Here is a 24,913-nt window from a genome sequence, read left to right as displayed (position 1 = left end):
GAGGACCATCATGACCGCCGCCCTACAACCCTCAGAACCGGCATTGGCGCCCGACCGTGCCCGCCGCGGCGGTCGCGCCGGCAAGCGCGCCGGTGGCTCGGCCGCGTTCGAGCAGCCGGCTTTCCGCCAACTGAAAAATCCGCTGACGCCGACCAAGCTGGTGTCCGAGGACGAGCTGGAATCGATCCACCTCGCCTCCTTGCAGGTGTTGCGCGAGATTGGCGTAGACGTCCTGCACGACGAAGCCCGCAGCATCATGAAGGCTCACGGCGCCGACGTACGCGAGGGCTCGGAGCGCGTGCGCTTCGACAGCGACATGATCCTGGAGCTGGTGTCGAACTGCCCGTCCGAATTCACCATCCATGCCCGCAACCCCGAGCACAATGTGCGCTTTGGCGGTGACAATCTGATCATCTCGATGATGGCCTCGGCGCCCAATTGCTCCGACATCGATCGTGGCCGCCGGCCCGGCAACCAGCAGGATTATCGCAATTTCCTGCGGCTGGCGCAGATGCACAACATCCTGAATTGCACGGGCGGCTATCCAGTCGAGCCGACCGACATCCACCCGTCGGTGCGCCATCTCGAATGCATCCGCGACCTCGCCACGCTGACCGACAAGGTGTTCCACATCTATTCGCTCGGCAAGGAGCGCAATGTCGACGGCATCGAGATCACCCGCATCGCGCGCGGCATCAGCCATGAGCAATTGCTCGCGGAACCGTCCGTCTTCACCATCATCAACACCAATTCGCCGCTCAAGCTCGACGTGCCGATGATGGAAGGCATCATCCAGATGTCGAGCAAGGGCCAGGTCGTCATCGTCACGCCCTTCACCCTCTCGGGCGCTATGGCGCCCGTCACCATCGCCGGCGCGCTGGTGCAGCAGAATGCCGAGGCGCTGTCCGGCATTGCCTTCGCCCAGATGGTCAGGAAGGGCGCGCCGGTCGGCTATGGCGGCTTCACCTCTAACGTCGACATGAAGTCCGGTTCGCCGGCCTTCGGCACGCCCGAATACATGAAGGCACAGCTCGTCGGGGGCCAGCTCGCCCGCCGCTACAACATCCCCTACCGCACCTCCAACACCTGCGCCGCCAACACCGTCGATGCGCAGGCAGCCTATGAAAGCGTGTTCTCTCTGTGGGGCGCGGTGCAGGGCGGCGGCAACCTGATGATGCATGCGGCCGGCTGGCTGGAAGGCGGCCTGCGCTGCTCCTACGAGAAGACCATTCTGGATATCGACCTGTTGCAGATGGTGGCCGAATTCCTGACCCCGCTTGACCTTTCCGATGAAGCGCTCGGCTTCGACGCCATCCAGTCGGTCGGCCCCGGCGGCCACTTCTTCGGCACCCAGCACACGCAGGACCGCTACAAGACCGCGTTTTATTCGCCCATCCTTTCGGACTGGCGCAATTTCGAGACCTGGGCGGAAGCCGGCTCGCCAACGGCAATGGAAAAGGCCAACAAGGTGTGGAAGGAGCGGCTGGCGTCCTATGACGAACCTTACATGGATCCCGCCATCCGTGAGGAGCTCAACGCCTTTGTTGCGAAGCGCACAGCCGAAGGCGGCGCGCCGACCGATTTTTGAGCGGCAGTGTTCGTTTTGATGAGCCGATCATTCGTATGGATTCGATGAATAGTCGACCCCCACTCCGTCGAGCTTCGCTCGACACCTCTCCCCCGATCGACGGGGGAGAGGAAAAGCGCGAGCCTAGCCCAGTTGGCTCCCTTCCTCTCCCTCCGGAGGGGGGAGAGGTGGCGCTGCGAAGCAGCGACGGAGTGGGGGAAGGCGCTCCTCAAACGCGCAGTCGCCGAAAAACAGGCACAACCCAAAGAGCCAGAAAACTCAGGCAAGGCGACAATCAAGCGGAAGCACTGCTTTGGCTCGAACTAAAAGCCCGCAAGCTTGGCGGCTACAAGTTCACGCGACAGTTCTCTATCGAACCTACTACGCTGACTTCGCCTGCCGCGAAAAATGGCTTGTTGTCGAAGTCGACGGACACCAGCATGCGGACAGTCCCTATGACCGCCGCCGCGACGACTTCATGCGCGCTCAGGGCTATTCGATCCTGCGCCTTTGGAGCCATGACGTCGTGAAACATCGCACTTCCGTCTGTGAAACCATCCTTGCCGCGCTTGACGGCAAGCTGATCGAAAACATCGCTGTATCCGACCTCCGCTTTGTCTTCGTGTCCCATTCCTCCGATTCAATCTCTTCAAAAACGGAACTATCCTCATGAAATCCCATGCAAAAGCGGTTGTCATTGGCGGCGGTGTCGTCGGCTGCTCGGTGCTCTACCACCTGGCCAAGGCCGGCTGGACCGACATCATGCTGATCGAGCGCTCGGAGCTCACCTCCGGCTCGTCCTGGCATGCGGCCGGCGGCTTCCATACGCTGAACGGCGATCCGAACGTCGCCAAGCTGCAGGCCTATACGGTCCAGCTTTACAAGGAGATCGAGGAGATTTCGGGCCAGTCCTGCTCGCTGCACCTGACCGGCGGCGTGATGTTGGCCGATACGCCCGAGCGCATGGACTTCCTGCGCCTTGCCCACGCCAAGGGCCGCTATCTCGGCATGGACACCGAACTGATCACGCCGTCCGAGGCCAAGGCGATGTTCCCGCTGATGGACGAGACTAATTTCGTCGGCGCCATGTGGGATCCGGTCGAAGGACATCTCGACCCCTCCGGCACCACCATTGCCTATTCCAAGGCGGCCAAAAAACTCGGCGCCGAAATCGTGCTGCGCAACCGCGTCGTCGACCTGACACAGCAGCCGGACGGCACCTGGAACGTCGTCACCGAACAAGGCACGGTTCACGCCGAACATGTCGTCAACTGCGGCGGCCTGTGGGCGCGCGAGATCGGCCGCATGGTCGGCGTCGAGCTGCCGGTGCTGGCCATGGAGCACATGTATCTCTTGACCGAGCCGATGCCGGAGGTCGAGGAGTTCAACAAGTCGACCGGCCGCGAAATGATCGGTGTGCTCGACTTCAAGGGCGAGATCTACACCCGCCAGGAGCGCAACGGCATCCTGCTCGGCACCTATGAAAAGGCCTGCAAGCCGTGGTCGCCGGTCAACACGCCGTGGGACTTCGGCCATGAACTGCTGCCGCCCGATCTCGACCGCATCGCGCCGTCGCTGGAAATCGGCTTCAAGCATTTCCCCGGCATCGAAAAGGCCGGCATCAAGCAGATCATCAACGGCCCCTTCACCTTCGCGCTCGACGGCAATCCGCTGGTCGGCCCGGTGCAGGGCCTGACCAATTTCTGGTGCGCCTGCGCCGTCATGGCCGGCTTCAGCCAGGGCGGCGGCGTCGGCCTGGCGTTGTCCAACTGGATGGTGCATGGCGATCCGGGCTTCGACGTCTGGGGCATGGATGTCGCCCGCTTCGGCGAATGGGCTGGGCTGCGCTACACCAACGCCAAGGTGCGCGAAAACTATTCGCGCCGCTTCTCGATCCGCTTCCCCAACGAGGAACTGCCGGCTGCCCGCCCGGCGCAGACGACGCCGCTCTACGACACCATGCTCGCCAACAATGCCGTGATGGGAGACTCTTGGGGTCTCGAAACCCCGCTCTGGTTCGCGCCTAAGGGCAGCGAGCCGAAAGACGTCGTCTCCTTCCACCGCTCCAACGACTTTGGACCGATCGGTGAGGAAGTGCGCGCCACGCGCGAGCGCGTCGGCGTCACCGAGATCGCCAACTTCGCCAAATACGAAGTGTCGGGGCCGGGCGCGGAAGAGTTCCTCAACCGGCTGATGACCAACCGCATGCCGAAGACCGGCCGCATCGTGCTGACACCGATGATCAACGAGTTCGGCAAGCTGATCGGCGACTTCACCATCGCCAAGGCCGGTGAAGACCGCTTCATGATCTGGGGCTCGTCGGCAGCGCAGAAATACCACATGCGCTGGTTCGAAAAGCACCTGCCCAAGGATGGATCGGTCCGCATCCACCGTTTCGACCAGACACTGGTCGGCCTGTCGATCGCCGGCCCGAAATCGCGCGACCTCCTGCAGAAGCTGGTCGATGTCGACATCTCGACCAAGGCTTTCCGCTTCATGGATTTCCGCGAGATGGCGGTCGGCGGCGCGCCCTGCCTGGTCAACCGCATCACCTATACCGGTGACCTCGGCTACGAGATCTGGATGGCGCCAGCCTATGAGCGCCTAGTCTACAAGGCGATCAAGGACGCCGGCGAGGAATTCGGCATCGTCGATTTCGGCATGCGCGCCTTGCTGTCGATGCGCCTGGAAAAGAATTTCCCGACCTGGTTCCGCGAGTTGCGGCCGATCTACGGGCCGTTCGAAGGCTCCATGGACCGCTTCATCAAGCTCGAGAAGAACGACTTCATCGGCCGTGAAGCGGCCGCCAAGGAACAGGCGCAAGGGCCGAAACTGCGCCGCGTCTCCTTCATCGTCGACGCCGCCGATGCCGACGTGATGGGGGACGAACCGATCTGGGCCAAGGTCAGCAAGGATTACGGCACGGTTGAAAAGCCGCATGGCTATGGCGCGCCGCGCTTCGACACATCAGGCAAGGAAATACGTGGCTCTAAGGCCGCCGAAGGTGCGTCAGCCGTGCGCGGCATCGTCGACGGCGACTGGCGCGTGGTCGGCTGGGTGACGTCGGGCGGCTATGCGCACTACGTGCAAAAGTCGATGGCGCAAGGCTATGTGCCGGCCGCCCTTGCCGAGGATGAAAGCGCGGGCCTGTTCGAGATCGAGATTCTTGGGTCTCGGCGTCCGGCCCGCATCAATGTCGAGGCACCCTTCGACCCAAGCGGCGAGAAGATGCGGACCTGAGGACCGGATGGACAGCGGGGCGCCAAAGGGAAGCTTCGGCCGGCACCGCAAGATCATGCCGTTTGTATCAGGCTCGATCGAGGCGCTGCGCGACGCCTCCCGCGAGAAGGCGGCTTCGCTCAACCAGCATGTGCTGGGCTATGGCGCGCAAGCCGAAGCGGAATGGGCGGCGGCGGGTGTTAGCGCGCCCGACCTGCCGGCAATGCGGAAATACCGGCTCGAGCGCATCCGCGCCGAGCTGAAGCGCCGCGGCTACACCGGCGCCTTGCTCTATGATCCTGTCAACATCCGCTATGCGACCGACTCGACCAACATGCAGCTCTGGGTCGCGCACAATCCGACGCGGCATTGCTTCGTCGCAACCGAGGGTCCGGTGGTGCTGTTCGACTACTTTTCCTGCGAGCACCTGTCCGATCATTCCGGCATCGTCGACGAAGTTCGGCCGGCCGTGTCGTGGATGTATCTTTATGGCGGCGAGCTGACCGAGCAGAAAGTCCGCCGTTGGGCCGCCGGTATCGCCGATTTGATCAGGGAGCATGGCGGCGGCAACAACCGCATCGCCGTCGATCACATCAATCCGGAAGGCGTTGAAGAACTCCACCGCCTCGGCATTTCTATCGGCAATGGCGAGGCGGTGATGGAGAACGCGCGGCTGCTCAAGTCGCCGGACGAAATCCTGGCCATGCGCCGCGCCATCGTCGCTTGCGAGGCGGCGATGGGCGAGATGGAACAGGCGCTCAAGCCCGGTATCTCCGAAAACGAATTGTGGGCGCAACTCCATCGCGGCAACATCGCGCGCGGCGGCGAATGGATCGAGACGCGGCTGCTGACGTCGGGGCCGCGCACCAATCCGTGGTTCCAGGAATGCTCGTCGCGGATCATGGAGGCGGGCGATCTCGTCGCCTTCGATACCGATTTGATCGGCCCTTACGGCTTCTGCGCCGATCTCTCGCGCACCTGGCTGTGTGGCGATACAAAGCCGACCAACGAACAGCGCGACCTGTTCCGCATCGCCGCCGACCAGATCGAGTACAACACCGCTTTGATGCAGCCCGGCGTCTCGTTTCGCGAACTGGTCGAACGCTCGGCTGTACCGCCTGGAGACTGCTTCCCAACCCGCTACGGCGTGCTCTACCACGGCGTCGGACTGGCCGACGAATATCCGACCTTGCCGCATGCCAGCGACTGGACATCCGATACACCCGACGGCGTGCTGGAACCGGGCATGGTGCTGTGTGTGGAGAGCTATATCGGCCGGCTTGGCGGTCGCGAGGGTGTCAAGATCGAGGAACAGATCCTGATCACCGACACCGGCAACGAAAAGCTTTCAACCTACCCGTTGGATTCGAGGCTGCTCGGCTAGCCCGGCAAGGGCTTCACGCATCGCCCGCACGGTCTTTTCCGGCGTCGTCATCGCGGTGATGAACGGCAAGCCTTTGCGCCTTCCCGTCCAGCCGACGATCACGATCTTGCGCGCCGCCGGCTCGAAACGCCGTGCCAGCGCCCAGCTTTCGCAATCGATCGCGGCGATATCCGCTTTGCCTTCCGCGACCGCCACGATCGAGTCGCGATGGCCGCCGCTTTCGCTGTACGATGAAAATATGTCCAGGTTTTCGCCGGCCGCTTTCAGGTCACGCGTCAGCGCGATGATGCCCGACATGGAATCGAGGCTGTTGAAGGTGAAGCGCCTGCCCCGGATAAGGTCGAGCGGCAGCAAGGCCTTGCCATCGGCGGGCGACCGAACCTCCGGCCCCTCGCCCGACCGCATCACCAGCGCGCTCGAATAAAGTTCGCCCTGCCCGCCTTCATAAGCGTCATAGCTTGGCTGACCGACCACCTGCACATGCCGGGACAGACCGAGTTCCATCGGCCCCCAGCAGGTCTGCGCGAACAGCAGCGCCGGATGCATCCAGAGCTTGTGGAAATCGAGTTCGTCCGGCGGCAGCGTCGCCGGATCGGGCGCGACGAGTTTACCTTCACCGTCCCGAATGCCGCCCGGCACCGGCGGCAGGTCGCCATTGCGGCGCACGATGGATTGCGGCGCATCGATACCCCTTCGCCGGAATGAATCGCGCAACCACGCCCATTGGGCGTCGACCTCGTCGCGCGCCTCCGGCCAGTCATACATCGGCAACGCCGCAATCAATTCGCTCATGCCGATATCAAACCACCATGCCGGGACAAAGGATCGCAAAAACGCGGCGCCCAATCAGAATTGGCCGACACGTTATCCACTCTACACGCGGATACTATTCCTTGGGCGGTTCGGCGGGAACCGGCGCGCTGCCAAGCCCACTGATGCTGCGCGCCCTGACGCGCGGCTTGAACGCCCTGCCCGGCTCGGGCGCGCGCCGCAGAACCGGATGCACGATCGGCTCCTTGGCCTTGAAGGCATAGGATCTGAGCAGCGCGAAATAGTTCGGATAGGCATAGCCATTGTTCATCCGCAGCCATTCCTCACGCCGGTCACGAAACAGCTTCGGCAGCCGGTACCAGGCGATGGTCGGGCTCTTGTGATGGACGAAGTGCAGATTGTTGTTGAGGAACAGGAACGACAGCGGTGAGCGCTCGACAATCACCGTGCGGCCTTCCGGATGCTCCGACCACTGGTGCTCGGCATAGGTGCGGATCGAGATCAGCGACTGGCCGAGCCAGACCGGCACCAGCACATAGAGCCAAACCGGCATGCCGAAGCCGAACTGCACGACCGGCAGCACCACGGCAAGGCCTATCGCATGCAGCAGCCAGGCCTTGCGGATCGCCTTGTCTCCGGCAATCACGTGCTTGGCGTCATCGATGAAGAAGCCGATGCAGGACAGCCATGGCCCCAGGACGAGGCGACCGGCCATGGTGTTGTTGACCTTCAGCACGAATTTCATCAGCGGCGGCATTTCTTCGTGCATCCAGAGCGCCTGGTAATAGCTCTCGGGATCGTCGAGCGGATCGGTCAGCCGCTCGTCCGCGTGGTGGCGCAGGTGAATGGTCTTGAAACGGCGGAACGGCCAGGCAAGGCCGATCGGCAGGAAGACGAAAGCTTCATTGACGAGGCCGTTGCGGGTCGGGTGACCATGCAGCACCTCGTGCATGATAGAGGATTGCAAAGCCAGCGTGACGGCCATGACGATCAGTGCAGCTATGGGATATGACGGCCAGAGGAAGAAGCCGGCGGCCAACCATGTGCCGTAGCAGAAGAAAGCGAGAACCACGGTCGGCCATTCGATGGCCGATCTGCTGCTTCGACGGATGCTCTTGCCAGTCATGCTATCGACCACTGTCCTCAGTCGCCGGAACCCCAACCGGTTCCTGACAGCATTGTGTCAGGAGATATGATTCCACTCAACGCGACAAAGTGCACAAAATGTTGCGTCTGCGCATTCTTGGCTGCATATGTTATACATTGTAAACAGTCTTAGGGATTCGTTTACGCCTGAAGCGCTTCTTCGGCCGCTTCGGCGAAAAATTTTCCTCCCGATCCAAGGAGTGAGATGATGGACAAGCGCGACCTGTCGGCAATCTTCCGGGAGCGTCTGAAGCTCCTCCTGACACGCTCCGACCTCAACCAATCGGCTTTCGCGTCAGCAGTCGGCATCGACAGGTCGGCGCTGTCGCAACTGATGTCAGGTGCCTCGACCCGCCTGCCGCGCGCCGAAACCTTGCTCAACATCGCCGCCGAATTCAAAGTGTCGCTAGACTGGCTGCTTGGTCTTAGCCAGGACGAGGGCGTGACCGGCGAAATCCGCGAGAGCCTGGAGATCGAGGAAGCGCCCGACGGTTTCGACCGCACGCTGCTCGCCAAATGGTTCGCGGAAGCGGCGGGCACCAAGATCCGCTATGTGCCGGCTGGCATTCCCGATCTCCTGCGCACCCACGCGCTCGTCGACTACGAAGCCAACATCACCAACAGGAGCCGACTGGCGCAGGCCAGCGAAACGCAATACCGCATCGAGTACAACCGGCGGCCGGAAACCGACATGGAAGTCTGCATGCCGCGCCACACGCTGGAGATCTTCGCCCGCGGCCTCGGTGTGTGGGACCGTTTCCCGGCGGCCGACCGCCAGCAGCAGCTTGCCCATATGGCGACGCTGCTCGACGACCTCTACCCGACCTTCCGCCTGTTCCTTTATGATGGCCGCATGCGCTATTCGATCCCGCTGACCATATTCGGCCCCTATCGCGCGGCGATCTATGTCGGCGACATGTATGTGGTGCTGAACGCCACCCAGCCGGTCCAGGCCCTGACCCAACATTTCGACAATCTGATCCGCGCCGCCGACATCAATCCGCACGAAGCGGCCGCCTTCGCGCGCAACCTGGCCGGCATGTCGTTCGCATCAGGCTCTACCTGAGCGCTCAGCACCGCATTTTCATTGACTAGACATAAAGACTTCTTTATATCCTTATTCGAATTCTAAGACATGTTCAGGACACGAAAGCCAATCCGATGACGACGAGCAATCCGATCGATGCGCTGCTGGCTGAAAAGGGTGTGCTGCTGGCCGATGGCGCCACGGGCACCAATTTGTTCGCCATGGGTCTGGAGGCCGGCGAGGCGCCGGAACTGCTGAACGAAACCGCGCCCGACACCATCACCAGCCTGCACCAGAATTTCGTCGACGCCGGCGCCGACATCATCCTGACCAACTCGTTCGGCGGCACCCGCCACCGGCTGAAACTGCACCATGCGCAGGACCGCGTGCACGCGCTGAACAAGCGCGCAGCCGAGATCGCCCGCGCTGTCGCCGACAAGGCCGGCCGCAAGGTGATCGTCGCCGGCTCGGTCGGTCCGACAGGGGAATTGCTGGTGCCGCTTGGCGCCATGACCTATGACGAAGCGGTCGACGCCTTTGCCGAGCAGATCGAGGGTCTCAAGGAAGGTGGCGCCGAAGTCGCCTGGATCGAGACGATGTCGGCGCCCGACGAGATCCGCGCGGCGGCCGAAGCCGCCATCCGCGTTGGCCTGCCCTACACCTATACCGGCTCGTTCGACACCGCCGGCCGCACCATGATGGGCCTGCTGCCGAAAGACATCCACGGCGTCGCCGACGGCCTGTCGCAAGCGCCGCTCGGGGTTGGCGCCAATTGTGGCGTCGGCGCTTCCGACATCCTGGCCTCGCTGCTCGACATGACCGAGGCCAAGCCGGAGGCGACTGTCATCGTCAAGGGCAATTGCGGCATTCCCGAATTCCGTGGCACCGAGATCCACTATTCCGGTACGCCGGAACTGATGGCCGATTATGTCCGGCTCGCCGTGGATGGCGGAGCCAAGATCATCGGTGGCTGCTGCGGCACCTCGTTCCAGCATCTGGCCGCGATGCGCAAGGCGCTCGACGCCCACACCAGGGCGGATCGTCCGACCGTCGAAAAAATCGTCGAGCGCATTGGCCCGATGCGCAACAAGGTGGCGACGGCAAACACCGCCGAGACCAGCGAAGCCCGCCGCGAGCGGCGGCGCAGCCGCGCCTGAGGCGATTTCTTTTTGCGGTTATTCACTATTGTCGGCGTAGCTTGACTGCGCCGACTTGAAATCGACCACGTTGTCGCCGCGCATTGTTGCCAGCGCACCGGATGCGCTCGGATCAGAAATCTGCTCCAGCATGACACGGAAGCGGTCATTGGTCAGCGCCGACATGGCGGTGTGGCGCGCCTGCGCGACATCGTCGCTGATGCGTCTGGATTCGGCTGACGGGGCTGATAAACCCGCCGAAGCATCACGTGCCGGCGGAGTCGGGTTGGCGATGGTTGTGATTTTCAATTCCGGCTCCCTCAAGCCTTAGACATGACCGGTGTAGCGAGAGGAAATTGCGATCCGGTACCGGAAATGCCGAGCAATTTAACGATCCTGCGCGCTGCTCCTGGATCGGTTGAGATTCAGGTCAGGCCGAGCCGAAAACAGTGACTTCCGAGAACCGGAGCGGAGCGTACTTAAGTACGTGAGCACCGGAAGCGCAGGAAGCCACTGTTTGCAGGCCGGTCTCACCTGATTATCGACCGATCCGAAAAAAGGCCGGCAAGGGCAAAGATCCCTCGCCGGCCTGCCTCACCCGCCCGTGGGCCGGTTATCAGAACGATCCCATCATCTGAAAGAAACCGGCCGTCATCGCCACTACCGGTTGCCGCCCAGCGCCGAGGCAAGGCGCACAAGCGAAAGGAACTCGGACCTGTACCCAAACGGGTCGGCTCCTCGGGCGGCAGTGGCAATCTCCATGATCTTGTCGTAGCCGAACTTCGCGGTCGCATCCTCGTCGCGCAGCTTCTGGCCGAAGGCCGCGACGGCGACGGAGAAACGCTGGTCGGTACTGGCCTGATCGAAGGACGCGACCTCGTTGGCCGAGGTCACCGGCGTGGTGATCAGCTTTGAGACGTCCTCGTTGGGCAGCTTGTAGCGGATCTTGACGAAGGCATATTCGTCCGCATTGGCGACGCCGCCATTGTTGACCGTCGCCTGGCCGTAGCGCAGCGGATCGATCTGCTCGCCGCCACCGCCTTTGGACGTGATCTCGTAGATCGCGGTGACCGAATGGCCCGAGCCGATATCGCCGGCATCGACGCGGTCATTGTTGAAATCCTCGCGGTTGAGCGCCCGGGTCTCGTAGCCGATCAGCCGGTATTCCGACACCTTGTCCGGGTTGAACTCGACCTGGATCTTGACGTCCTTGGCGATGGTGAACAGCGTCGAGGAGGCATCTTCGACCAGCACCTTCTCGGCCTCGGCCAGCGTGTCGATATAGGCGGCGGTGCCGTTGCCGTTCTGGGCAATGGTCTGCATCATTTCATCGTTCAGATTGCCGCGGCCGAAGCCGAACACCGACAGGAACACGCCGGTCTTGCGTTCGCTCTCGATCAGCCGCTTCAGGTCGTCATCATCGGTCTGGCCGACATTGAAGTCGCCGTCAGTGGCAAGCATCACTCGGTTGACGCCATCCTTGATGAAGGACTGCTGGGCAAGCTTGTAGGCTTCCTTGATGCCGGCCTCGCCTGCCGTCGAGCCACCGGGCTGCAGATTGTCGATGGCATTGAGGATCTTGTCCTTCTCGGCAACCTTTGTCGGCATCAGCACGGTGCCGGCATCGCCCGCATAGGTGACGATCGAGATGGTGTCGTCGGCCTTCAGCTTGCTGACCAGCAGCCGGAACGCCGACTTGAGCAGCGGCAGCTTGTCCGGTTCGTCCATCGAGCCCGACACGTCGATCAGGAAGACCAGATTGGCCTTCGGCTGCTCGGTCGGCTTGATGTCGAAACCCTTGATGGCGACGTGCATCAGCTTGGTGTGCGCGTTCCACGGCGTCGGCATGACGCTGACGGTCGAGTTGAACGGCGTTGAGGCCGATTCCGGCCCCTTCCAGTCATAAGGGAAGTAATTGATCATCTCCTCGACGCGGACCGCGTCGGCTTGCGGCAGGTAGCCCTGCTTCAGCGAGCCGCGCACGAAGGAATAGGACGCGGTGTCGACATCGATCGAGAAGGTCGAGACCGGGTCTTGCAGTGCCGCATGCACGGGATTGGTCTTGAAATCCTGGACGCGATCGCGGTTTTCCTCCTGCGGCGCGATCTGGTCGGCCGGGATGGCCGCCGGCTGCTGCGGGGCCATAAGCTTGGGCTCGGCAGCCTGGACGCGACTGGCCCGCGCGGCATTAGGCGCGTTTGGCATGAGGCCGGCACTCTCCCGTGAAACCTCACCACTGGGTGCGGGGGCCGGCCTGGAGGTTGGCAAAGTTCCATACTCCACCTCCTTGCCGCTGTAGGTCTTTAGGTCAAACCTCGACGATACAGTGGGGCTCACCGGCGCGCCCGGTTGTGCTGCGCCACCGGCGGCATCCGATTCGGAGTTCGGCGGTGCGGCCGGCGCAAGAGCATTGCTGGCGTCGCGGCTTTCCACATCCAAGTCTGCCTTCTTGTCCTTCTCCAGCGCCGTCGGAGCCTGTTTCGGCTCGGCGACGGTTGGCTTCTGCGTCGCCGGCTTGTCGGCCAGCGTCTCGGTGATCTTCTCGTCGCCGCCGAACGGCGACGGCTGTTCCCTCAGCAAATGGAAGGTGGCGTACCCAGCGATCGGCAGGGCGACGAGCCCGGCAAGGGCCGGCGTGGCAATGAGTTTCTTTTGCATGATCTCGCTCCAGAGCTTTTGTGCTCGCTCCGTGAGACGAAGGCCGCCAACCGATCCTTGGGTGACGGCGGAAATATTTTCCTGATCATAGGCGCGCAGGGCAGCTTCGAAGGCGCGTGCCTTCGCGCTCTCGCCCGGCGCCGGTACCGCTGCATTGCGCAGCTTTCTGAGTTCGTTGTCGTCGACCATGGTCACACTTCCCCGGCTGAACGCATCAACGTCTTCAGCCGTTTCTTCGCTTCATGGATGTGCCAGGAAACCGTCGTCTCCGAGATCGCCATCGCCTCGGCGGCGGCCGCGTGGCTCAAGCCTTCGCCATAGACAAGCATTACGGCACCGCGCTGCTTGTCCGGCAATTGCCGCACCGCCGCCCACAACGCCTCGGTCGGGTCTTCACCCTCGGCCGGGCCTTCGCTCGAAATCAGCGCGTGGACGCCATAGGCCTCGGTCTTGACCGTCTCGCGCTGGGTCTTGCGCATCGTGTCGCGCGCGGCGTTCATCGTCATGGTGTAGAGCCATGTCGTGAATGCGGCGCCGCCGCGATAATCGCGGATCGCCTTGCCCAGCCTGACACAGACTTCCTGGGCGATGTCTTCGGCATCGGCCTTCCTGCCGCACCAGCGATAGGCGGCGCGATAGACGAAGTCGTAGTGACGCTCCAGCAATTTGCCGAAGGCCCCCCTGTCTCCGCCCTTCGCCCGCCCGATCAGTTCGGCGTCGGAGGCTTCGCTCTCATCCAGCATCATCGCCATCATTTGCCTGTTGGACGAAGGCTAATGGCTAATCCTTGGGGTGATGGAAAGATTTTTCTCGAATTTGGACGTTCGCGTGTAGGGCGTGGCGAGTGAGGTCAGGCCGGTCTCACCTGAACGTCAACACGCCTGGCCCGCAGCCCAGCCAGACGACCACGCCCATTGGAAATTATAGCCGCCGAGCCAGCCGGTGACGTCGACGACCTCGCCGATGAAGAACAGGCCCGGCACCAGCTTCGCCTGCATCGTCTTCTGGTCGAGGCCGTTGGTGTCTACCCCGCCGAGCGTCACTTCGGCCGTCCGGTAGCCCTCCGAACCGGCTGGCTTGATGCGCCAGTCGTTGACCGCGGCCTCGACGGTTTTGATCTGGGCCTCGGAAAGATCGGCGAGGTTGCCGTCCAGCCCGGTTTGCTCGGCTATCGCCTGAGCCAGTCGTTTCGGCAAATGATTTGCCAGCACGGTCTGCACCGCTTGCCGGCCATTGCCACGCCTGGCGGCGCGGACGAGCTCAGCCACATCCGTGCCCGGCAGCATGGCGATGCGGATCTCATCGCCCTCGCGCCAATAGGAGGAGATCTGCAGGATGGATGGCCCGCTGACGCCGCGATGCGTGAACAGCATCGCCTCGGAAAACCGCGTCTTGCCGCAGGCAATCTCGGCGTCGACCGCGTTTCCGGCTAGGGGCGAAAGCCGCTCAAGCGTTTTTGCGTCGAAGGTCAGCGGCACCAGGGCAGGCCGTGTTTCGACGACGGCAAGGCCAAACCGTTCGGCAAGCTCGTAGCCGAAGCCCGTCGCGCCCATCTTGGGGATCGACTTGCCGCCACAGGCCACGACCAGGGACTGGCAGGAAACCGAGCCCGTGGAGAGGGCGAGTTCAAACCCTTCCTCGGTTCTGCCGATAGCCTCGACGCGGGTCGACAATACCAGCTCGGCGCCCCTGCCCCGCATTTCCGAGACCAGCATATCGATGATCTGGCGCGCCGAGCCGTCGCAGAACAGCTGCCCCAATGTCTTCTCGTGGTAGGCAATGCCGTGGCGTTCGACCAGCGCAATGAAGTCGCGCTGCGTATAGCGGCTGAGCGCCGAGATGCAGAAATGCGGATTCCTCGAGATGAAATTCTTCGGGCTCGCATGAATATTGGTGAAATTGCACCGGCCGCCACCGGAGATGCGGATCTTTTCGCCAGGTGCCGCCGCGTGATCGAGGATCAGCACCGAACGGCCGCGCTTGGCGGCTTCCACGGCGCACATCATTCCGGCGGCGCCGGCGCCGATGATCACGACATCATAGGATTGCATCAGGTTGATCGTTCCCGCGCGGCTCCCGCTCATTCAGCGAGACCGCCCTGATACCGCGAACGGATCGGGCAGCCAACAGGCGGGAATAGCCGCGCGAGACTCAGGTCAGTGTCTCGGCAAACAGCGCCGTCAGCCGTTTCCAGTGACGCTCGGCTCCCCCTTCGTCGTAGACACTGTGGTCGGGCACGCACCAGCCATGCGCCATGCCGACATAATTCTCCAGCAGATAGTCGACTCCCGCCGTCCTCAGCGCCTCGGCCAGCTTGGTCGACTGCTCCGGTGGGAAACTCCGGTCGACGCCCGCCATGCCGACATACACACGCGCCTTGATGGAAGCCGCCTTGCGGTGCGGGCTGTCGGCGGCGTCGCTAGCAAGGTTGCCGCCATGAAAACTGGCCGCGGCCTTGATCCTGTCGGGGTAGGTCGCGGCCGCGTTGAGCGCCCGCGCCCCGCCCATGCAATAGCCGACAGTGCCGATCGGTCCCGTGACGCCTTCGCCGGCGAGCGCGTCGACAAAGGCGGCGCTGTCGCTGATGGTCATTTCCTGCGTCGTGCCGGTGACCAGCGCCATCAGCGGCGCCCTGGTCCTTTCTTCGACAAAAGCGGTCTTGGCGTCGAACGGGCCATAAGGAGCATTGCGGTAGAAGAGATCGGGCACCAGCACCGCATAGCCCTCGCCCGCCAGCCGTTCCGCCATCAGGTCAAGCGCCGGGCGCGGACCGAAGGCGTCCTGGTAGAGAATGACGCCAGCCTTGGCTGAAGAAACCTTGGCCGAGCGGAACAGGCCTGCCTTCGCCACACCGTCACGGGTCTTGATGTGAAGGTCCTGCTTCATCATTGCGTGCTCCGTTTGCCAGATGCGCGATACATATCCGCGCAAGCCGCCACGGCAAGGCGCTCCCTGAGCCCGGCGGTCAACATTTCGTGCGGGATCGCGTGATGCGCTAAGGACCAGCGAACGCAGCCATGTGGAAGGCCTGGACCTCCGGCGGATAGCGATACTGCGCGCCATAGGGGCAGGCATTGCGGTCAAGACAACCACCGGCCCGGCACGGCTCGCCATTCGCCCCCCGCACATGCGCGAGGCAGGCCTGGTAGGCGAAACCATCCGTCGAATAAGCGGCGACCGGACAGGATTTCAGACAAGGTTTGTCGACGCAGGTGTCGCAAAGATGGATCGTCTCCCGAAATTCCGGAAGCGTTATCTCGTCCTCGAACAGCAGCGCGCTGCGATAAGCATGCCAAAGCCCGTATTGCGGATGCATGAGGATGCCGAGCGGCGACGGCCTCAGCCCTTCCGCCCGAACAGCCCATTGCTGAAACGGCAGGTAAGGTTTGTCCGACGGCGAAACGACGCGGGCACCAAACTCTTGCGCCACCTCGCCGATGACCTCCCGCGACCAGGTGTCGAGCGGATCGGCGATCGCCTGTGGCTGCTGGTCCCGCCAGCGCAGGAAATGCGGCCAAGGCGCGGCGCCCGCCTGCCCTACCAGCAGGACAGACTTTGCCGGCGCGCCCGAGGCGCCATCAGGAGCACCCTCGTCATCGGGAAAAAGAAGACCTCCACGCAGGATGAGGCCGTTGGCGCCAAGCGCGGCCGTGATCTCCTCGATCATACCGCGCACGCAATCATCCCTTCTTGTCCGGATCGGAGAAGGCGCTCCGCCAGACTTCCTTGTGGATGATGTTGGCGACTTTAGCCCCGCCTGACTCGGGCTCCTTTCAGGTGAAGGCGTCGGGCATCGACCCCTTCTTCTTGGCGATGAAATCCTTCAAGGCTTCATCGATGCCTTCATCAAGGTGCGGCGCTTCGTAAGCCTCCAGCCAGCGCCGCGCCAGATCGTTGGCGCGCTGCGGTGCGGTCTTCTGGCCCTCGGCCAGCCACTGCTCGTAGGAGTTGTTGTCGGCGATCGATGAGCGGTAGAAGGCGGTCTGGAAATTGGCCTGGGTGTGGTCGCAGCCGAGATAGTGGCTGCCCGGGCCGACCTGGCGGATGGCGTCCATCGCCTGACCGTTCTCCGACAGGTCGACGCCCTCGGAGAATTTCTGGGTCATGCCGAGTTGGTCGATATCCATCATGAATTTTTCGTAGCAGGAGGCCAGCCCGCCTTCGAGCCAGCCTGCCGAATGCAGGACGAAATTGGTGCCGGCGAGAATGGTCGAGTTCAGCGTGTTGGCGCTCTCGTAAGCTGCCTGTGCGTCCGGAACTTTCGAAGCACAGAGCGAGCCCCCGGTACGGAACGGCAAGCCAAGCCGGCGGGCCAGTTGTGCCGCGCCATAGGAGACCAGCGACGGCTCCGGCGTGCCGAAGGTCGGCGCGCCCGACTGCATCGAGATCGACGAGGCGAAGGTGCCGAACAGCACCGGCGCGCCCGGGCGGATCAGCTGCGTGAACGAGGCGCCGGCCAGCACTTCGGCCAGGACCTGCGTTAGCGTGCCGGCGACCGTCACCGGGCTCATCGCGCCGGCCAGGATGAACGGCGTGACGATGCAGGCCTGGTTATGACGCGAATAGACCTTCAGGGCGCCAAGCATGGTCTCGTCGAACACCATCGGCGAGTTGGCGTTGATCAGGCTGGTCAGCACCGTGTTGTTCTCGACGAAGTCGTCGCCGAACACCAGCTTGGCCATCGCCACCGTGTCCTCGGCGCGCTCCGGCGCGGTCACCGAACCCATGAACGGCTTGTCGGAATATTTGATGTGCGCGTAGACCATGTCGAGATGACGCTTGTTGACCGGCACGTCGACCGGCTCGCACACCGTGCCGCCCGAATGGTGGATCGACGGCGCCATATAGGCAAGCTTCACGAAATTCTGGAAATCCTCGATCGTCGCGTAGCGCCTGACGCCGTCGAGATCGCGCACGAAGGGCGGACCATAGACCGGCGCGAACACCGTCGCATTGCCGCCGATCTGCACCGAGCGTTCTGAATTGCGGGCATGCTGGGTGTAGATGGGCGGCGCGGTCTTCAAGAGCGAACGGCAGAGCCCCTTGGGAAAATGCACGCGCTCGCCCTTGACGTCGGCGCCGGCCTCTTTCCAGAGCTGCAGTGCTTCGGCGTCATCGCGAAAAATGATGCCGATCTCTTCCAGCACCGTGTCGGTGTTCTTCTCGATCAGCGCCAGGCCTTCCTCGTTCAGCACCTCGTAGACGTTGATCTTGCGCTTGATATAGGTGAGCTGGGTGCCGGGGCCGCCGCCTGAGCGCGCCGCACGCCTGGCCGCCGCTCCGCCACTGGCGCCGCGCCCACGCCGCGCGTTTGACGCTTCCTGGTCGACTGCCGCGTGTTCACTCATGATCGCTCTTCCCTGAATATGGCCCGCCTGACTATGGCTGGTCCGTAACCGTTGCGGCCGCATGACGCGGCTTTGCCCGGATCGTAGCCATGCACCCTATTCGAAACGGCCCGTCCGCGCCAACGCCTGTCGCAAAATCGACAAGAAAACCGATAGATTTTCCAGTCGCTTTCCTTTTGCGGGAAGTCGCAAATCAGCTATGGATACCCGCCCGTTGCGGGTTAGGTATGAACACCATTATTTTGTGCCTTGCGACACAGTCGCGATGCCGTGAGGAGCTGGATAAAAATGTCCGACGACGAGATCATCCTTTCCGAGCTTTCCGACGACGAGCTGGTGCAGCAGATGCACGACGATCTCTATGACGGGCTGAAGGAAGAGATCGAGGAAGGCACCAACATCCTCCTTGAGCGCGGCTGGGCGCCCTACAAGGTGCTTACCGAGGCGCTGGTCGAAGGCATGCGTATCGTCGGCGAGGATTTTCGCGACGGCATCCTGTTCGTGCCGGAAGTGCTTTTGTCCGCCAACGCCATGAAGGCCGGCATGTTCATCCTGCGTCCGCTGCTCGCCGCCACCGGCGCGCCGAAACAGGGCAAGATGGTGATCGGCACCGTCAAGGGCGACATCCACGACATCGGCAAGAACCTCGTCGGCATGATGATGGAGGGTGCTGGCTTCGACGTCATCGATCTCGGCATCAACAACGCGGTCGAGAAGTATCTCGACGCGATCGAAAAGCACCAGCCCGACATCATCGGCATGTCGGCACTGCTCACCACCACCATGCCCTACATGAAGGTCGTCATCGACACGATGAAGGAAAAGGGCATTCGCGACGACTACGTCGTGCTGGTTGGCGGCGCGCCGCTCAACGAGGAATTCGGCAAGGCCGTCGGCGCCGACGCTTATTGCCGCGACGCGGCGGTAGCGGTCGAGACCGCCAAGGATTTCATGAAGCGCAAGCACAACGTGCGTGCTTCGGCCTGACCCAAGGCATCAGGGCGACGAAAAAGAAGCCGCGCCTTGCAGCGCGGCTTTTTTGTCCCCAGATGAGAGACGGCCACCGATCAATTGGCGACGGTGTCTTTGACCGCCCTCGCCGTCGATTTGACATCCTTGCCGACACCCCGAACGGTGTTGGCGCAGGCCGTAAGTGCAAGAGCGCAGGCAAGGATAGCCATCGGCGCTATGCGTAGCAGTTTCATGGACGGTGTCTCCCTCGACAGATAAATTAGCCCCGCAGCGAAAAGCCGGCTCGACTTGGTCAAGACGAAAAAAACAAAACCGAATCAGACAGACAGGCTGCTCGTCATCGCCTGCGGGATGATTGCGCGCGAGGTGTTGGCCGTCAAGGAACAGCTCGGGCTGGATCACCTCGAATTGACGTGTTTGCCGGCGGAGTTTCATTTCCATCCCGACCGCATCGCGCCGGCCATGGACAAGGCGATCGAAAAGGCCAGGGCGGAAGGCTATGAACATATCTTCGTCGGCTATGCCGATTGCGGCACTGGCGGCCTGCTTGACCGCGTGTTGGAGAAGCATGGCGTCGAACGCATGGCCGGCCCGCATTGCTTCGCGTTCTATCAAGGCATGGACGCCTATGCGAAGGTCGCCGACGACGACATGATGTCCTTCTACATGACGGACTTCCTGTGCCGCCAGTTCGATGCCTTCTTCATGAAGCCGCTCGGGCTGGATAAGCACCCGGAGCTGATCAAGGACTATTTCGGCAATTACGAGAAGCTGATCTATCTGGCGCAGACCGATGATCCGGAGCTCGACAAGGTCGCGGAAAAGGCCGCCGCCCTGCTCGGCCTCGCCTATGAGCGCCGCTCCACCGGTTTTGGCGACCTGACGCCAGGCCTGGCGCGGGCGGCCGCGAACGCCTGACGGCTTCAGGCCGGGTCTTCGGCTGCCAGCGCCGCCAGCACGTCGGCAAAGCTCGTCCTGCAGGCAAAACCCAGCCTGTCCCTCGCCCGCGACGCGTCATAGATCCGGTCGATCGAGGAAAACATCGTCCAGCCCTTCCTCGCGTAGAGAGCGGGAAATTCAGGAAAATACCGCGCCACCACGGACGGCGCGTCCCTGATCAACGCCTCGCAATCTTCGGGTTGGAACGGCGTCGGCGCACAGATGATGAAGGTGTCGAAGCCGAGCTCCGGTGCCTTCTCCAAGGCGGCGACATGCGCCTGCGCCGCGTCCTCCACCATCAGCCGCCGAAACAGCAGTTCGTTCGCCTTGGTGTTGGCGTCCGACTGCTCGATGGCATGCGCCATGTCGTCGGCCTCGGGGAAGAAACGTGCCGTGCGCAGCACCACCACCGGCAGGCCGTGCTGGAGGTGGTAGAGACGGCAGAGATGCTCGGCGGATAGCTTGGTGACGCCATAGATGTTGCGCGGCTCGGGCGACATCGCTTCCGTCAGCCACGCCGCCTTGCGCGCACCGCCCTTGAAGCCGTCGCGTATCGCCTGCGAGATCATCAGCGAGGTCGTTGACGTGAAGACGAAGCGTTGCACATTGGCCGCCACCGCCGCGTCGAGCAGGTTTAGCGTGCCTTGCACGTTGGCCGCGATGAAATCGCTGTTGGCGTGGCTGTCTATGTTGGGCTTGTGCAGCGCGCCGCTGTGAATAATGGCCTCTATCCGGTTTTCTCCGACGGCACGCATGACGAGGTCACGGTCGGCAATCGAACCGACGATCCGCGTTTCGGCCGATGGAACGGGATCGAGGCCGGTCACGTCATGTCCAAGCTCACGCAGGAGTGGCGCCAGCGCGCTGCCCAGCCAACCCGACGATCCCGTAAGCAAGATTCGCATGCGTCACACCATGAGTTTTGACCGAGACGCTGTTAAGCACGGATGACAGGCGCCAGCGACCCGGTAAGTTATGCGCCAGGCGGCGGCAGCGCCGTTCCAGACAAAACAGGGAATTCTTTGATGATCCTTCGCTCATTGATCGCCGCCCTTGGTCTCCTCTGCTGTACTTTGCCCGCCCTTGCCGACGGACAAGTGCAAAAACTGATCACGCCTGCCGATAAGGCGCGGCTCGACAAATATGGCGACACCCGCAAGGCGGCGCTCGCCGAAGCAAAGGCGGCCAACCCCGCCGAGCTCAAGCAGCTCGACACGCTGTTGGCCAAGCCGCTGGTCGCCTTCTCCGACAAGGATCTCACCGGCAACTGGCGGTGCCGCACGATCAAGGTCGGCGGACTGAGCCCGCTCGTTGTCTATGGCTGGTTCAAATGCAGGGTCACCGATGATGGCTCCGGCTGGCGGCTGGAAAAGATCAGCGGTTCTCAGCGCACCCAGGGCCGCTTCTTCGACGACGGCGACAAGCTCTCGATCTATCTTGGCTCCGGCTCCGTCAACGACGATCGGGCAAAGCCCTATGGCAGCGGCCCGCAGACCGACCAGGTTGGTTACGCCTTCCGAAACAGCGCCAAGGAATGGCGCATCGAGTTCCCCGCGCCCTACTATGAATCGAAGCTCGACATCATGGAGTTCAAGCGCTGACCAAGTCTTCATGCGCTGACCGGGGGTCTTCATGGGTTGGTAAGGCTTCCGGCATACCAAGGATTAACCCGCCCGCCCTAAGGTCCGGCCACATCAGCCGGTCCTTGGAGCACGGAAAGATCAATGGCAGCGTCGCAACCAAATCCGCGACCTATTGTGGTCGTCACCGGTGGCGGCGCGCATGTCTGGGCCATGATCAACGACCTCGCCGACCGCGTCGGCCCTGTCAGCGTCATCCTCGAAACCCCTGAATCTAAAAAGCAATTGCTGCGGGGCCGCGCCCGACGCCAGGGCTGGATCTCTGCCATCGGCCAGCTCGGCACGATGGTGCTGAGCAGGCTCGGCAAACGGCTTAATGTCAAACACGCCGCCCGGTTGATTGCCGAGGAGAAGCTTGAAACGGAACCGCGGCAAGGCCAGGTCATCATCCATGTGGCATCCGCCAACGGGCCGGAATGTCTGCAGGCAATCGAGACGATCAAGCCCGGCGTCGTGCTGCTGAACGGCTGCCGGCTGATTTCCAGGGAGATGCTGGCCAAAATGCCGTGTCCGGTGCTCAACTATCATGCCGGCATCACCCCGAAATATCGCGGCATGAATGGCGGCTATTGGGCGTTGACCTCAGGCGATCCGCAGAATTTCGGCACCACCGTCCATCTGGTCGATGCGGGCGTCGACACTGGTGGCGTGCTGAAGCAGGTGCGCGGCAAGCCGAAACAAGGTGACACCATCTCAAGCTATGCGCTGCGCCAGGCGGCGTTTTCGCGCGACATCTGCGTCGAGGCGGTCAGCGACGCGCTGGCCGGAAAACTTGCAACGTTCGATCCAGGGCTGCCATCGAAGCAGTGGTACCACCCGACGATCTGGTTCTACGTCTGGACAGGGCTGAGAACCGGCATTTGGTAACGCATCCAGTGTCCGGAACAGCGCAAATTCCGCCGCCATTACCGCTGCAGTGACCCCGTCGCGGCATGGGTCGCAAACGAATAAACGCACCTTTCATTTTACGACATCCAAATGCGTCGCTTTTGAATGCGCGCGCGTCGTCCCATAACAAGCGGGCCAACTGCGCTTGCGGCAATGCTCGGGGATCGAGGAGCGAGAATTCATGGCCGATCTTATCGTCGTCTACTGGCGCGACATTCCTGCCCAGGTCATCGTCAAGAAGGGCCGGCAGAACGCCAAGCGCGAACTGCCGTTGCGCTTCACCGAGGCGATCGACATGTGCGCCATGCGCACCGGCGCCGGCGGCACGGACGACTATCTGGCCGAATGGCGCAAGGCTGATCCAGTTCCGGTCGGTGACGATCTCGAAGCCGAGGTCGAAAAGGCTTTCAACGAGATCGACGCGAAATACGACCGCGAGCGGCTGGTCGCTCTGGTCAAGGCCGGCGGCAAAGAAAATGTCTGAAACCACTCCCGTCAGCAAGGAAGGCGTGGCCATTACGCAGGCCACTCAGGTCAAGAAGGCGGCGCCGAAGTCCGACTACAAGCCGGCCGATGTCTCGCCGCAGCGGCGCGTACAGCGCTCCTTCGCGATACGGCTGTGGTCGATCAGGCATTCGCGCTTGCTCGAATGGTTTTACGCCCGCTTCGCCGACACCTTCTTGCTGCTGCACCCGTTGTGGAAGGGTATCGGCTATGGCCGCGTCGAGGCTCCAATCAAGTTCGTCGAAAAGCGCGTAAAAGGCTTCATGTTCGACTGCCGCATGTGCGGTCAGTGCATCCTGTCCTCGACCGGCATGTCTTGCCCGATGAACTGCCCCAAGCAGTTGCGCAACGGCCCTTGCGGCGGCGTGCGCGCCAACGGCAATTGCGAGGTCGAACCCGATATGCCCTGCGTCTGGGTCAAGGCCTGGGAAGGTTCGCAGAACATGGTCAACTCCGACAGGATCCTCACCGTGCAGAAGCCGGTCGACCAGTCGTTGCGCGAAACCTCTGCCTGGCTGCGGGTGACCGCGCAGGCTGCGGCAGCCCGTGAAGCCGCCGCTGCCGCGAAGACCGGAGCCTCCGCGTGACCGGCCGCCAGCTCGACGAAAATCCGGCCGGCATCCATTTGCCGCTCGATCCCCTGCCCGGCCACACCTCGCGCGGCCGGCTGGAGCGCGTGCTCAGGCGCGGCGAGTTTGCGGTGACGACCGAACTGAACCCGCCCGACAGCGCCGATCCGGAGGATGTCTACAACCGTGCGAAGATCTTCGACGGCTGGGTCGACGCCATCAACGCCGTCGATGCGTCCGGCGCCAATTGCCATATGTCGTCGGTCGGCATCTGTGCACTTCTGACCCGCATGGGCTACGCCCCGATCATGCAGATCGCCTGCCGCGACAAGAACCGCATCGCCATCCAGGGCGACGTGCTGGGCGGCGCCGCGATGGGCGTCGCCAACATGCTGTGCCTGACCGGCGACGGCGTGCAGGCCGGGGACCAGCCGGGCGCCAAGCCGGTGTTCGACCTCGATTCCATGTCGCTGTTGGAAACTTGCCGCATCATGCGAGACAACGGCAAGTTTCTGTCCGGCCGCAAGCTGACGACGCCGCCGCAGCTGTTCCTGGGCGCTGCCGTCAATCCGTTCGCGCCGCCTTTCGACTTTCGCCCGATCCATCTCGGCAAGAAGATCGCCGCCGGCGCGCAGTTCGTGCAGACGCAGTATTGCTTCGACGTGCCGATGTTCAAGACCTTCATGCAGAAGGCACGTGATCTCGGCCACACCGAGAAAGTGTTCATCCTGTGTGGCGTCGGCCCTCTCGCTTCCGCCAAGACGGCAAAATGGATCCGCTCCAACGTGCCGGGCATTCATATCCCTGACGCTATCATCAAGCGGCTGGAGGGTGCCCAGGACCAGAAGAAGGAAGGCAAGCAGCTCTGCACCGACATCATCAACGAGGTGAAGGAAATTCCCGGTGTCTCCGGCATCCATGTGATGGCCTATCGCCAGGAGGAATATGTCGCCGAGATCGTCGATGAATCGGGCGTGCTGAAGGGCCGCCAGCCGTGGAAGCGCGAGATCCGCCGCGACGACCAGATGGTCGCCGACCGGCTGGACCGCATCCTGCACGACGACATTACCGAAACCCAGGTGGACATGGTGAAGACCGCGCATTGACTTGCGCGGAGAGCGACCATTCGCTTGATCGACAAGAGA

At 62.6% G+C, this 24,913-nt stretch carries 23 protein-coding genes and 1 pseudogene; 13 read left to right on the top strand and 11 right to left on the bottom strand.

What is annotated here, in order from left to right; genetic code table 11:
- Positions 1-10: 10 nt before the first annotated feature.
- The 4 genes and pseudogenes from FJW04_RS14450 (at position 11) to FJW04_RS14435 (ending at position 6,170) form a co-directional block, all read left to right on the top strand.
- Positions 11-1,588 carry a trimethylamine methyltransferase family protein gene (locus FJW04_RS14450; protein ID WP_140714859.1) on the top strand — a complete coding sequence of 526 codons (1,578 nt, stop codon included), beginning with the start codon at positions 11-13 and terminating at the stop codon, positions 1,586-1,588.
- Positions 1,589-1,779: 191 nt separating this feature from the next.
- Positions 1,780-2,240, top strand: a pseudogene (locus FJW04_RS14445) (DUF559 domain-containing protein).
- Positions 2,237-4,807 carry an FAD-dependent oxidoreductase gene (locus FJW04_RS14440; RefSeq protein ID WP_140714857.1) on the top strand — a complete coding sequence of 857 codons (2,571 nt, stop codon included), beginning with the start codon at positions 2,237-2,239 and terminating at the stop codon, positions 4,805-4,807. Before FJW04_RS14445 ends, FJW04_RS14440 begins: the two are co-directional and overlap by 4 nt.
- A gap of 7 nt (positions 4,808-4,814) precedes the next feature.
- Positions 4,815-6,170, top strand: coding sequence for a Xaa-Pro peptidase family protein (locus tag FJW04_RS14435; RefSeq protein ID WP_140714855.1), 1,356 nt, complete (start codon positions 4,815-4,817; stop codon positions 6,168-6,170).
- Here FJW04_RS14435 and FJW04_RS14430 read toward each other — a convergent pair.
- Both FJW04_RS14430 and FJW04_RS14425 read right to left on the bottom strand, forming a co-directional pair.
- Complete coding sequence (locus FJW04_RS14430; protein ID WP_140714853.1) at positions 6,135-6,962, bottom strand: PhnD/SsuA/transferrin family substrate-binding protein; 828 nt, start codon at positions 6,960-6,962, stop codon at positions 6,135-6,137. The two genes, FJW04_RS14435 and FJW04_RS14430, sit on opposite strands and share 36 nt — an antisense overlap.
- A gap of 94 nt (positions 6,963-7,056) precedes the next feature.
- Positions 7,057-8,067 (bottom strand): fatty acid desaturase, encoded by a 1,011-nt coding sequence (locus FJW04_RS14425; protein WP_181166283.1) that lies wholly within the window; start codon positions 8,065-8,067, stop codon positions 7,057-7,059.
- Between the two features lie 228 nt (positions 8,068-8,295).
- Between FJW04_RS14425 and FJW04_RS14420 the strand changes: the two genes are divergently transcribed.
- Positions 8,296-9,153: a helix-turn-helix transcriptional regulator gene (locus FJW04_RS14420; RefSeq protein WP_140714851.1), complete on the top strand. Its 858-nt coding sequence runs from the start codon at positions 8,296-8,298 to the stop codon at positions 9,151-9,153.
- A 95-nt stretch (positions 9,154-9,248) separates the two neighbouring features.
- The gene (gene bmt, locus FJW04_RS14415; RefSeq protein ID WP_015317437.1) at positions 9,249-10,271 is read left to right on the top strand and encodes a betaine--homocysteine S-methyltransferase; all 1,023 of its coding nucleotides are present in this window, start codon (positions 9,249-9,251) and stop codon (positions 10,269-10,271) included.
- Between the two features lie 18 nt (positions 10,272-10,289).
- Here the strand turns inward: bmt and FJW04_RS29935 are convergent, their stop codons facing one another.
- The 7 genes from FJW04_RS29935 to FJW04_RS14380 form a co-directional block, all read right to left on the bottom strand.
- The gene (locus FJW04_RS29935) at positions 10,290-10,559 is read right to left on the bottom strand and encodes a hypothetical protein (protein ID WP_181171379.1); all 270 of its coding nucleotides are present in this window, start codon (positions 10,557-10,559) and stop codon (positions 10,290-10,292) included.
- Positions 10,560-10,910: 351 nt separating this feature from the next.
- Positions 10,911-13,097, bottom strand: a complete 2,187-nt coding sequence (locus tag FJW04_RS14405; protein WP_140714849.1) for a VWA domain-containing protein — start codon at positions 13,095-13,097, stop codon at positions 10,911-10,913.
- A gap of 2 nt (positions 13,098-13,099) precedes the next feature.
- Positions 13,100-13,660, bottom strand: a complete 561-nt coding sequence (locus FJW04_RS14400) for an RNA polymerase sigma factor (RefSeq protein WP_140714847.1) — start codon at positions 13,658-13,660, stop codon at positions 13,100-13,102.
- 120 nt (positions 13,661-13,780) lie between these two features.
- Entirely contained in the window at positions 13,781-14,959 is a 1,179-nt protein-coding gene (locus FJW04_RS14395) for an NAD(P)/FAD-dependent oxidoreductase (RefSeq protein ID WP_140714958.1), read from the bottom strand.
- A 100-nt stretch (positions 14,960-15,059) separates the two neighbouring features.
- Entirely contained in the window at positions 15,060-15,797 is a 738-nt protein-coding gene (locus FJW04_RS14390; protein WP_140714845.1) for a dienelactone hydrolase family protein, read from the bottom strand.
- Between the two features lie 106 nt (positions 15,798-15,903).
- The gene (locus FJW04_RS14385) at positions 15,904-16,584 is read right to left on the bottom strand and encodes a 4Fe-4S dicluster domain-containing protein (protein ID WP_181172936.1); all 681 of its coding nucleotides are present in this window, start codon (positions 16,582-16,584) and stop codon (positions 15,904-15,906) included.
- Between the two features lie 97 nt (positions 16,585-16,681).
- Positions 16,682-18,256, bottom strand: a complete 1,575-nt coding sequence (locus FJW04_RS14380; protein WP_140615930.1) for a trimethylamine methyltransferase family protein — start codon at positions 18,254-18,256, stop codon at positions 16,682-16,684.
- A 288-nt stretch (positions 18,257-18,544) separates the two neighbouring features.
- On the opposite strand from FJW04_RS14380, the gene FJW04_RS14375 reads away from it, so the two are divergent.
- Positions 18,545-19,243 (top strand): B12-binding domain-containing protein, encoded by a 699-nt coding sequence (locus tag FJW04_RS14375; RefSeq protein ID WP_015317429.1) that lies wholly within the window; start codon positions 18,545-18,547, stop codon positions 19,241-19,243.
- A gap of 80 nt (positions 19,244-19,323) precedes the next feature.
- Here the strand turns inward: FJW04_RS14375 and FJW04_RS14370 are convergent, their stop codons facing one another.
- Complete coding sequence (locus FJW04_RS14370) at positions 19,324-19,461, bottom strand: entericidin A/B family lipoprotein (protein ID WP_015317428.1); 138 nt, start codon at positions 19,459-19,461, stop codon at positions 19,324-19,326.
- A 55-nt stretch (positions 19,462-19,516) separates the two neighbouring features.
- Between FJW04_RS14370 and FJW04_RS14365 the strand changes: the two genes are divergently transcribed.
- On the top strand, positions 19,517-20,146 hold the full coding sequence (locus tag FJW04_RS14365) for a DUF1638 domain-containing protein (RefSeq protein WP_140714843.1): 630 nt from the start codon (positions 19,517-19,519) through the stop codon (positions 20,144-20,146).
- A gap of 5 nt (positions 20,147-20,151) precedes the next feature.
- On the opposite strand, the gene FJW04_RS14360 is transcribed toward FJW04_RS14365, so the two are convergent.
- Positions 20,152-21,072: an NAD(P)-dependent oxidoreductase gene (locus FJW04_RS14360; protein ID WP_140661053.1), complete on the bottom strand. Its 921-nt coding sequence runs from the start codon at positions 21,070-21,072 to the stop codon at positions 20,152-20,154.
- Positions 21,073-21,192: 120 nt separating this feature from the next.
- Here FJW04_RS14360 and FJW04_RS14355 point away from each other — a divergent pair, with 120 nt between their 5' ends.
- From FJW04_RS14355 to FJW04_RS14335, 5 genes are all read left to right on the top strand, one after another.
- Positions 21,193-21,768 carry a DUF4893 domain-containing protein gene (locus FJW04_RS14355; protein WP_140714841.1) on the top strand — a complete coding sequence of 192 codons (576 nt, stop codon included), beginning with the start codon at positions 21,193-21,195 and terminating at the stop codon, positions 21,766-21,768.
- Between the two features lie 123 nt (positions 21,769-21,891).
- Positions 21,892-22,674, top strand: coding sequence for a formyl transferase (locus tag FJW04_RS14350; protein WP_140714839.1), 783 nt, complete (start codon positions 21,892-21,894; stop codon positions 22,672-22,674).
- 202 nt (positions 22,675-22,876) lie between these two features.
- Positions 22,877-23,179, top strand: a complete 303-nt coding sequence (locus tag FJW04_RS14345; protein ID WP_015317423.1) for a virulence factor — start codon at positions 22,877-22,879, stop codon at positions 23,177-23,179.
- Positions 23,172-23,786, top strand: coding sequence for a methylenetetrahydrofolate reductase C-terminal domain-containing protein (locus tag FJW04_RS14340; protein WP_015317422.1), 615 nt, complete (start codon positions 23,172-23,174; stop codon positions 23,784-23,786). Before FJW04_RS14345 ends, FJW04_RS14340 begins: the two co-directional genes overlap by 8 nt.
- Positions 23,783-24,874 (top strand): methylenetetrahydrofolate reductase, encoded by a 1,092-nt coding sequence (locus FJW04_RS14335; RefSeq protein WP_015317421.1) that lies wholly within the window; start codon positions 23,783-23,785, stop codon positions 24,872-24,874. Before FJW04_RS14340 ends, FJW04_RS14335 begins: the two co-directional genes overlap by 4 nt.
- Positions 24,875-24,913 lie beyond the last annotated feature (39 nt).

The organism is Mesorhizobium sp. B2-7-3 (assembly GCF_006440715.1).
In the GTDB taxonomy this organism is placed as follows: Bacteria; Pseudomonadota; Alphaproteobacteria; order Rhizobiales; family Rhizobiaceae; genus Mesorhizobium; species Mesorhizobium australicum.
Note: the sequence above shows the minus strand (reverse complement) of the source record. Positions and strands in the feature narration are given on the sequence as shown.

Excerpts from the sequence above, each read along its gene's own strand:
- FJW04_RS14345 (WP_015317423.1), top strand. The coding sequence starts at position 22,877 with ATGGCCGATCTTATCGTCGTCTACTGGCGCGACATTCCTGCCCAGGTC.
- FJW04_RS14405 (WP_140714849.1), bottom strand. The coding sequence starts at position 13,097 with ATGGTCGACGACAACGAACTCAGAAAGCTGCGCAATGCAGCGGTACCG.
- FJW04_RS14350 (WP_140714839.1), top strand. The coding sequence starts at position 21,892 with ATGGCAGCGTCGCAACCAAATCCGCGACCTATTGTGGTCGTCACCGGT.
- bmt (WP_015317437.1), top strand. The coding sequence starts at position 9,249 with ATGACGACGAGCAATCCGATCGATGCGCTGCTGGCTGAAAAGGGTGTG.
- FJW04_RS14355 (WP_140714841.1), top strand. The coding sequence starts at position 21,193 with ATGATCCTTCGCTCATTGATCGCCGCCCTTGGTCTCCTCTGCTGTACT.
- FJW04_RS14450 (WP_140714859.1), top strand. The coding sequence starts at position 11 with ATGACCGCCGCCCTACAACCCTCAGAACCGGCATTGGCGCCCGACCGT.
- FJW04_RS14425 (WP_181166283.1), bottom strand. The coding sequence starts at position 8,067 with ATGACTGGCAAGAGCATCCGTCGAAGCAGCAGATCGGCCATCGAATGG.
- FJW04_RS14420 (WP_140714851.1), top strand. The coding sequence starts at position 8,296 with ATGGACAAGCGCGACCTGTCGGCAATCTTCCGGGAGCGTCTGAAGCTC.
- FJW04_RS14395 (WP_140714958.1), bottom strand. The coding sequence starts at position 14,959 with ATGCAATCCTATGATGTCGTGATCATCGGCGCCGGCGCCGCCGGAATG.
- FJW04_RS14370 (WP_015317428.1), bottom strand. The coding sequence starts at position 19,461 with ATGAAACTGCTACGCATAGCGCCGATGGCTATCCTTGCCTGCGCTCTT.
- FJW04_RS14430 (WP_140714853.1), bottom strand. The coding sequence starts at position 6,962 with ATGAGCGAATTGATTGCGGCGTTGCCGATGTATGACTGGCCGGAGGCG.
- FJW04_RS14390 (WP_140714845.1), bottom strand. The coding sequence starts at position 15,797 with ATGATGAAGCAGGACCTTCACATCAAGACCCGTGACGGTGTGGCGAAG.
- FJW04_RS14360 (WP_140661053.1), bottom strand. The coding sequence starts at position 21,072 with ATGCGAATCTTGCTTACGGGATCGTCGGGTTGGCTGGGCAGCGCGCTG.
- FJW04_RS14375 (WP_015317429.1), top strand. The coding sequence starts at position 18,545 with ATGTCCGACGACGAGATCATCCTTTCCGAGCTTTCCGACGACGAGCTG.
- FJW04_RS14435 (WP_140714855.1), top strand. The coding sequence starts at position 4,815 with ATGGACAGCGGGGCGCCAAAGGGAAGCTTCGGCCGGCACCGCAAGATC.
- FJW04_RS14340 (WP_015317422.1), top strand. The coding sequence starts at position 23,172 with ATGTCTGAAACCACTCCCGTCAGCAAGGAAGGCGTGGCCATTACGCAG.
- FJW04_RS14440 (WP_140714857.1), top strand. The coding sequence starts at position 2,237 with ATGAAATCCCATGCAAAAGCGGTTGTCATTGGCGGCGGTGTCGTCGGC.
- FJW04_RS14400 (WP_140714847.1), bottom strand. The coding sequence starts at position 13,660 with ATGGCGATGATGCTGGATGAGAGCGAAGCCTCCGACGCCGAACTGATC.
- FJW04_RS14380 (WP_140615930.1), bottom strand. The coding sequence starts at position 18,256 with ATGAGTGAACACGCGGCAGTCGACCAGGAAGCGTCAAACGCGCGGCGT.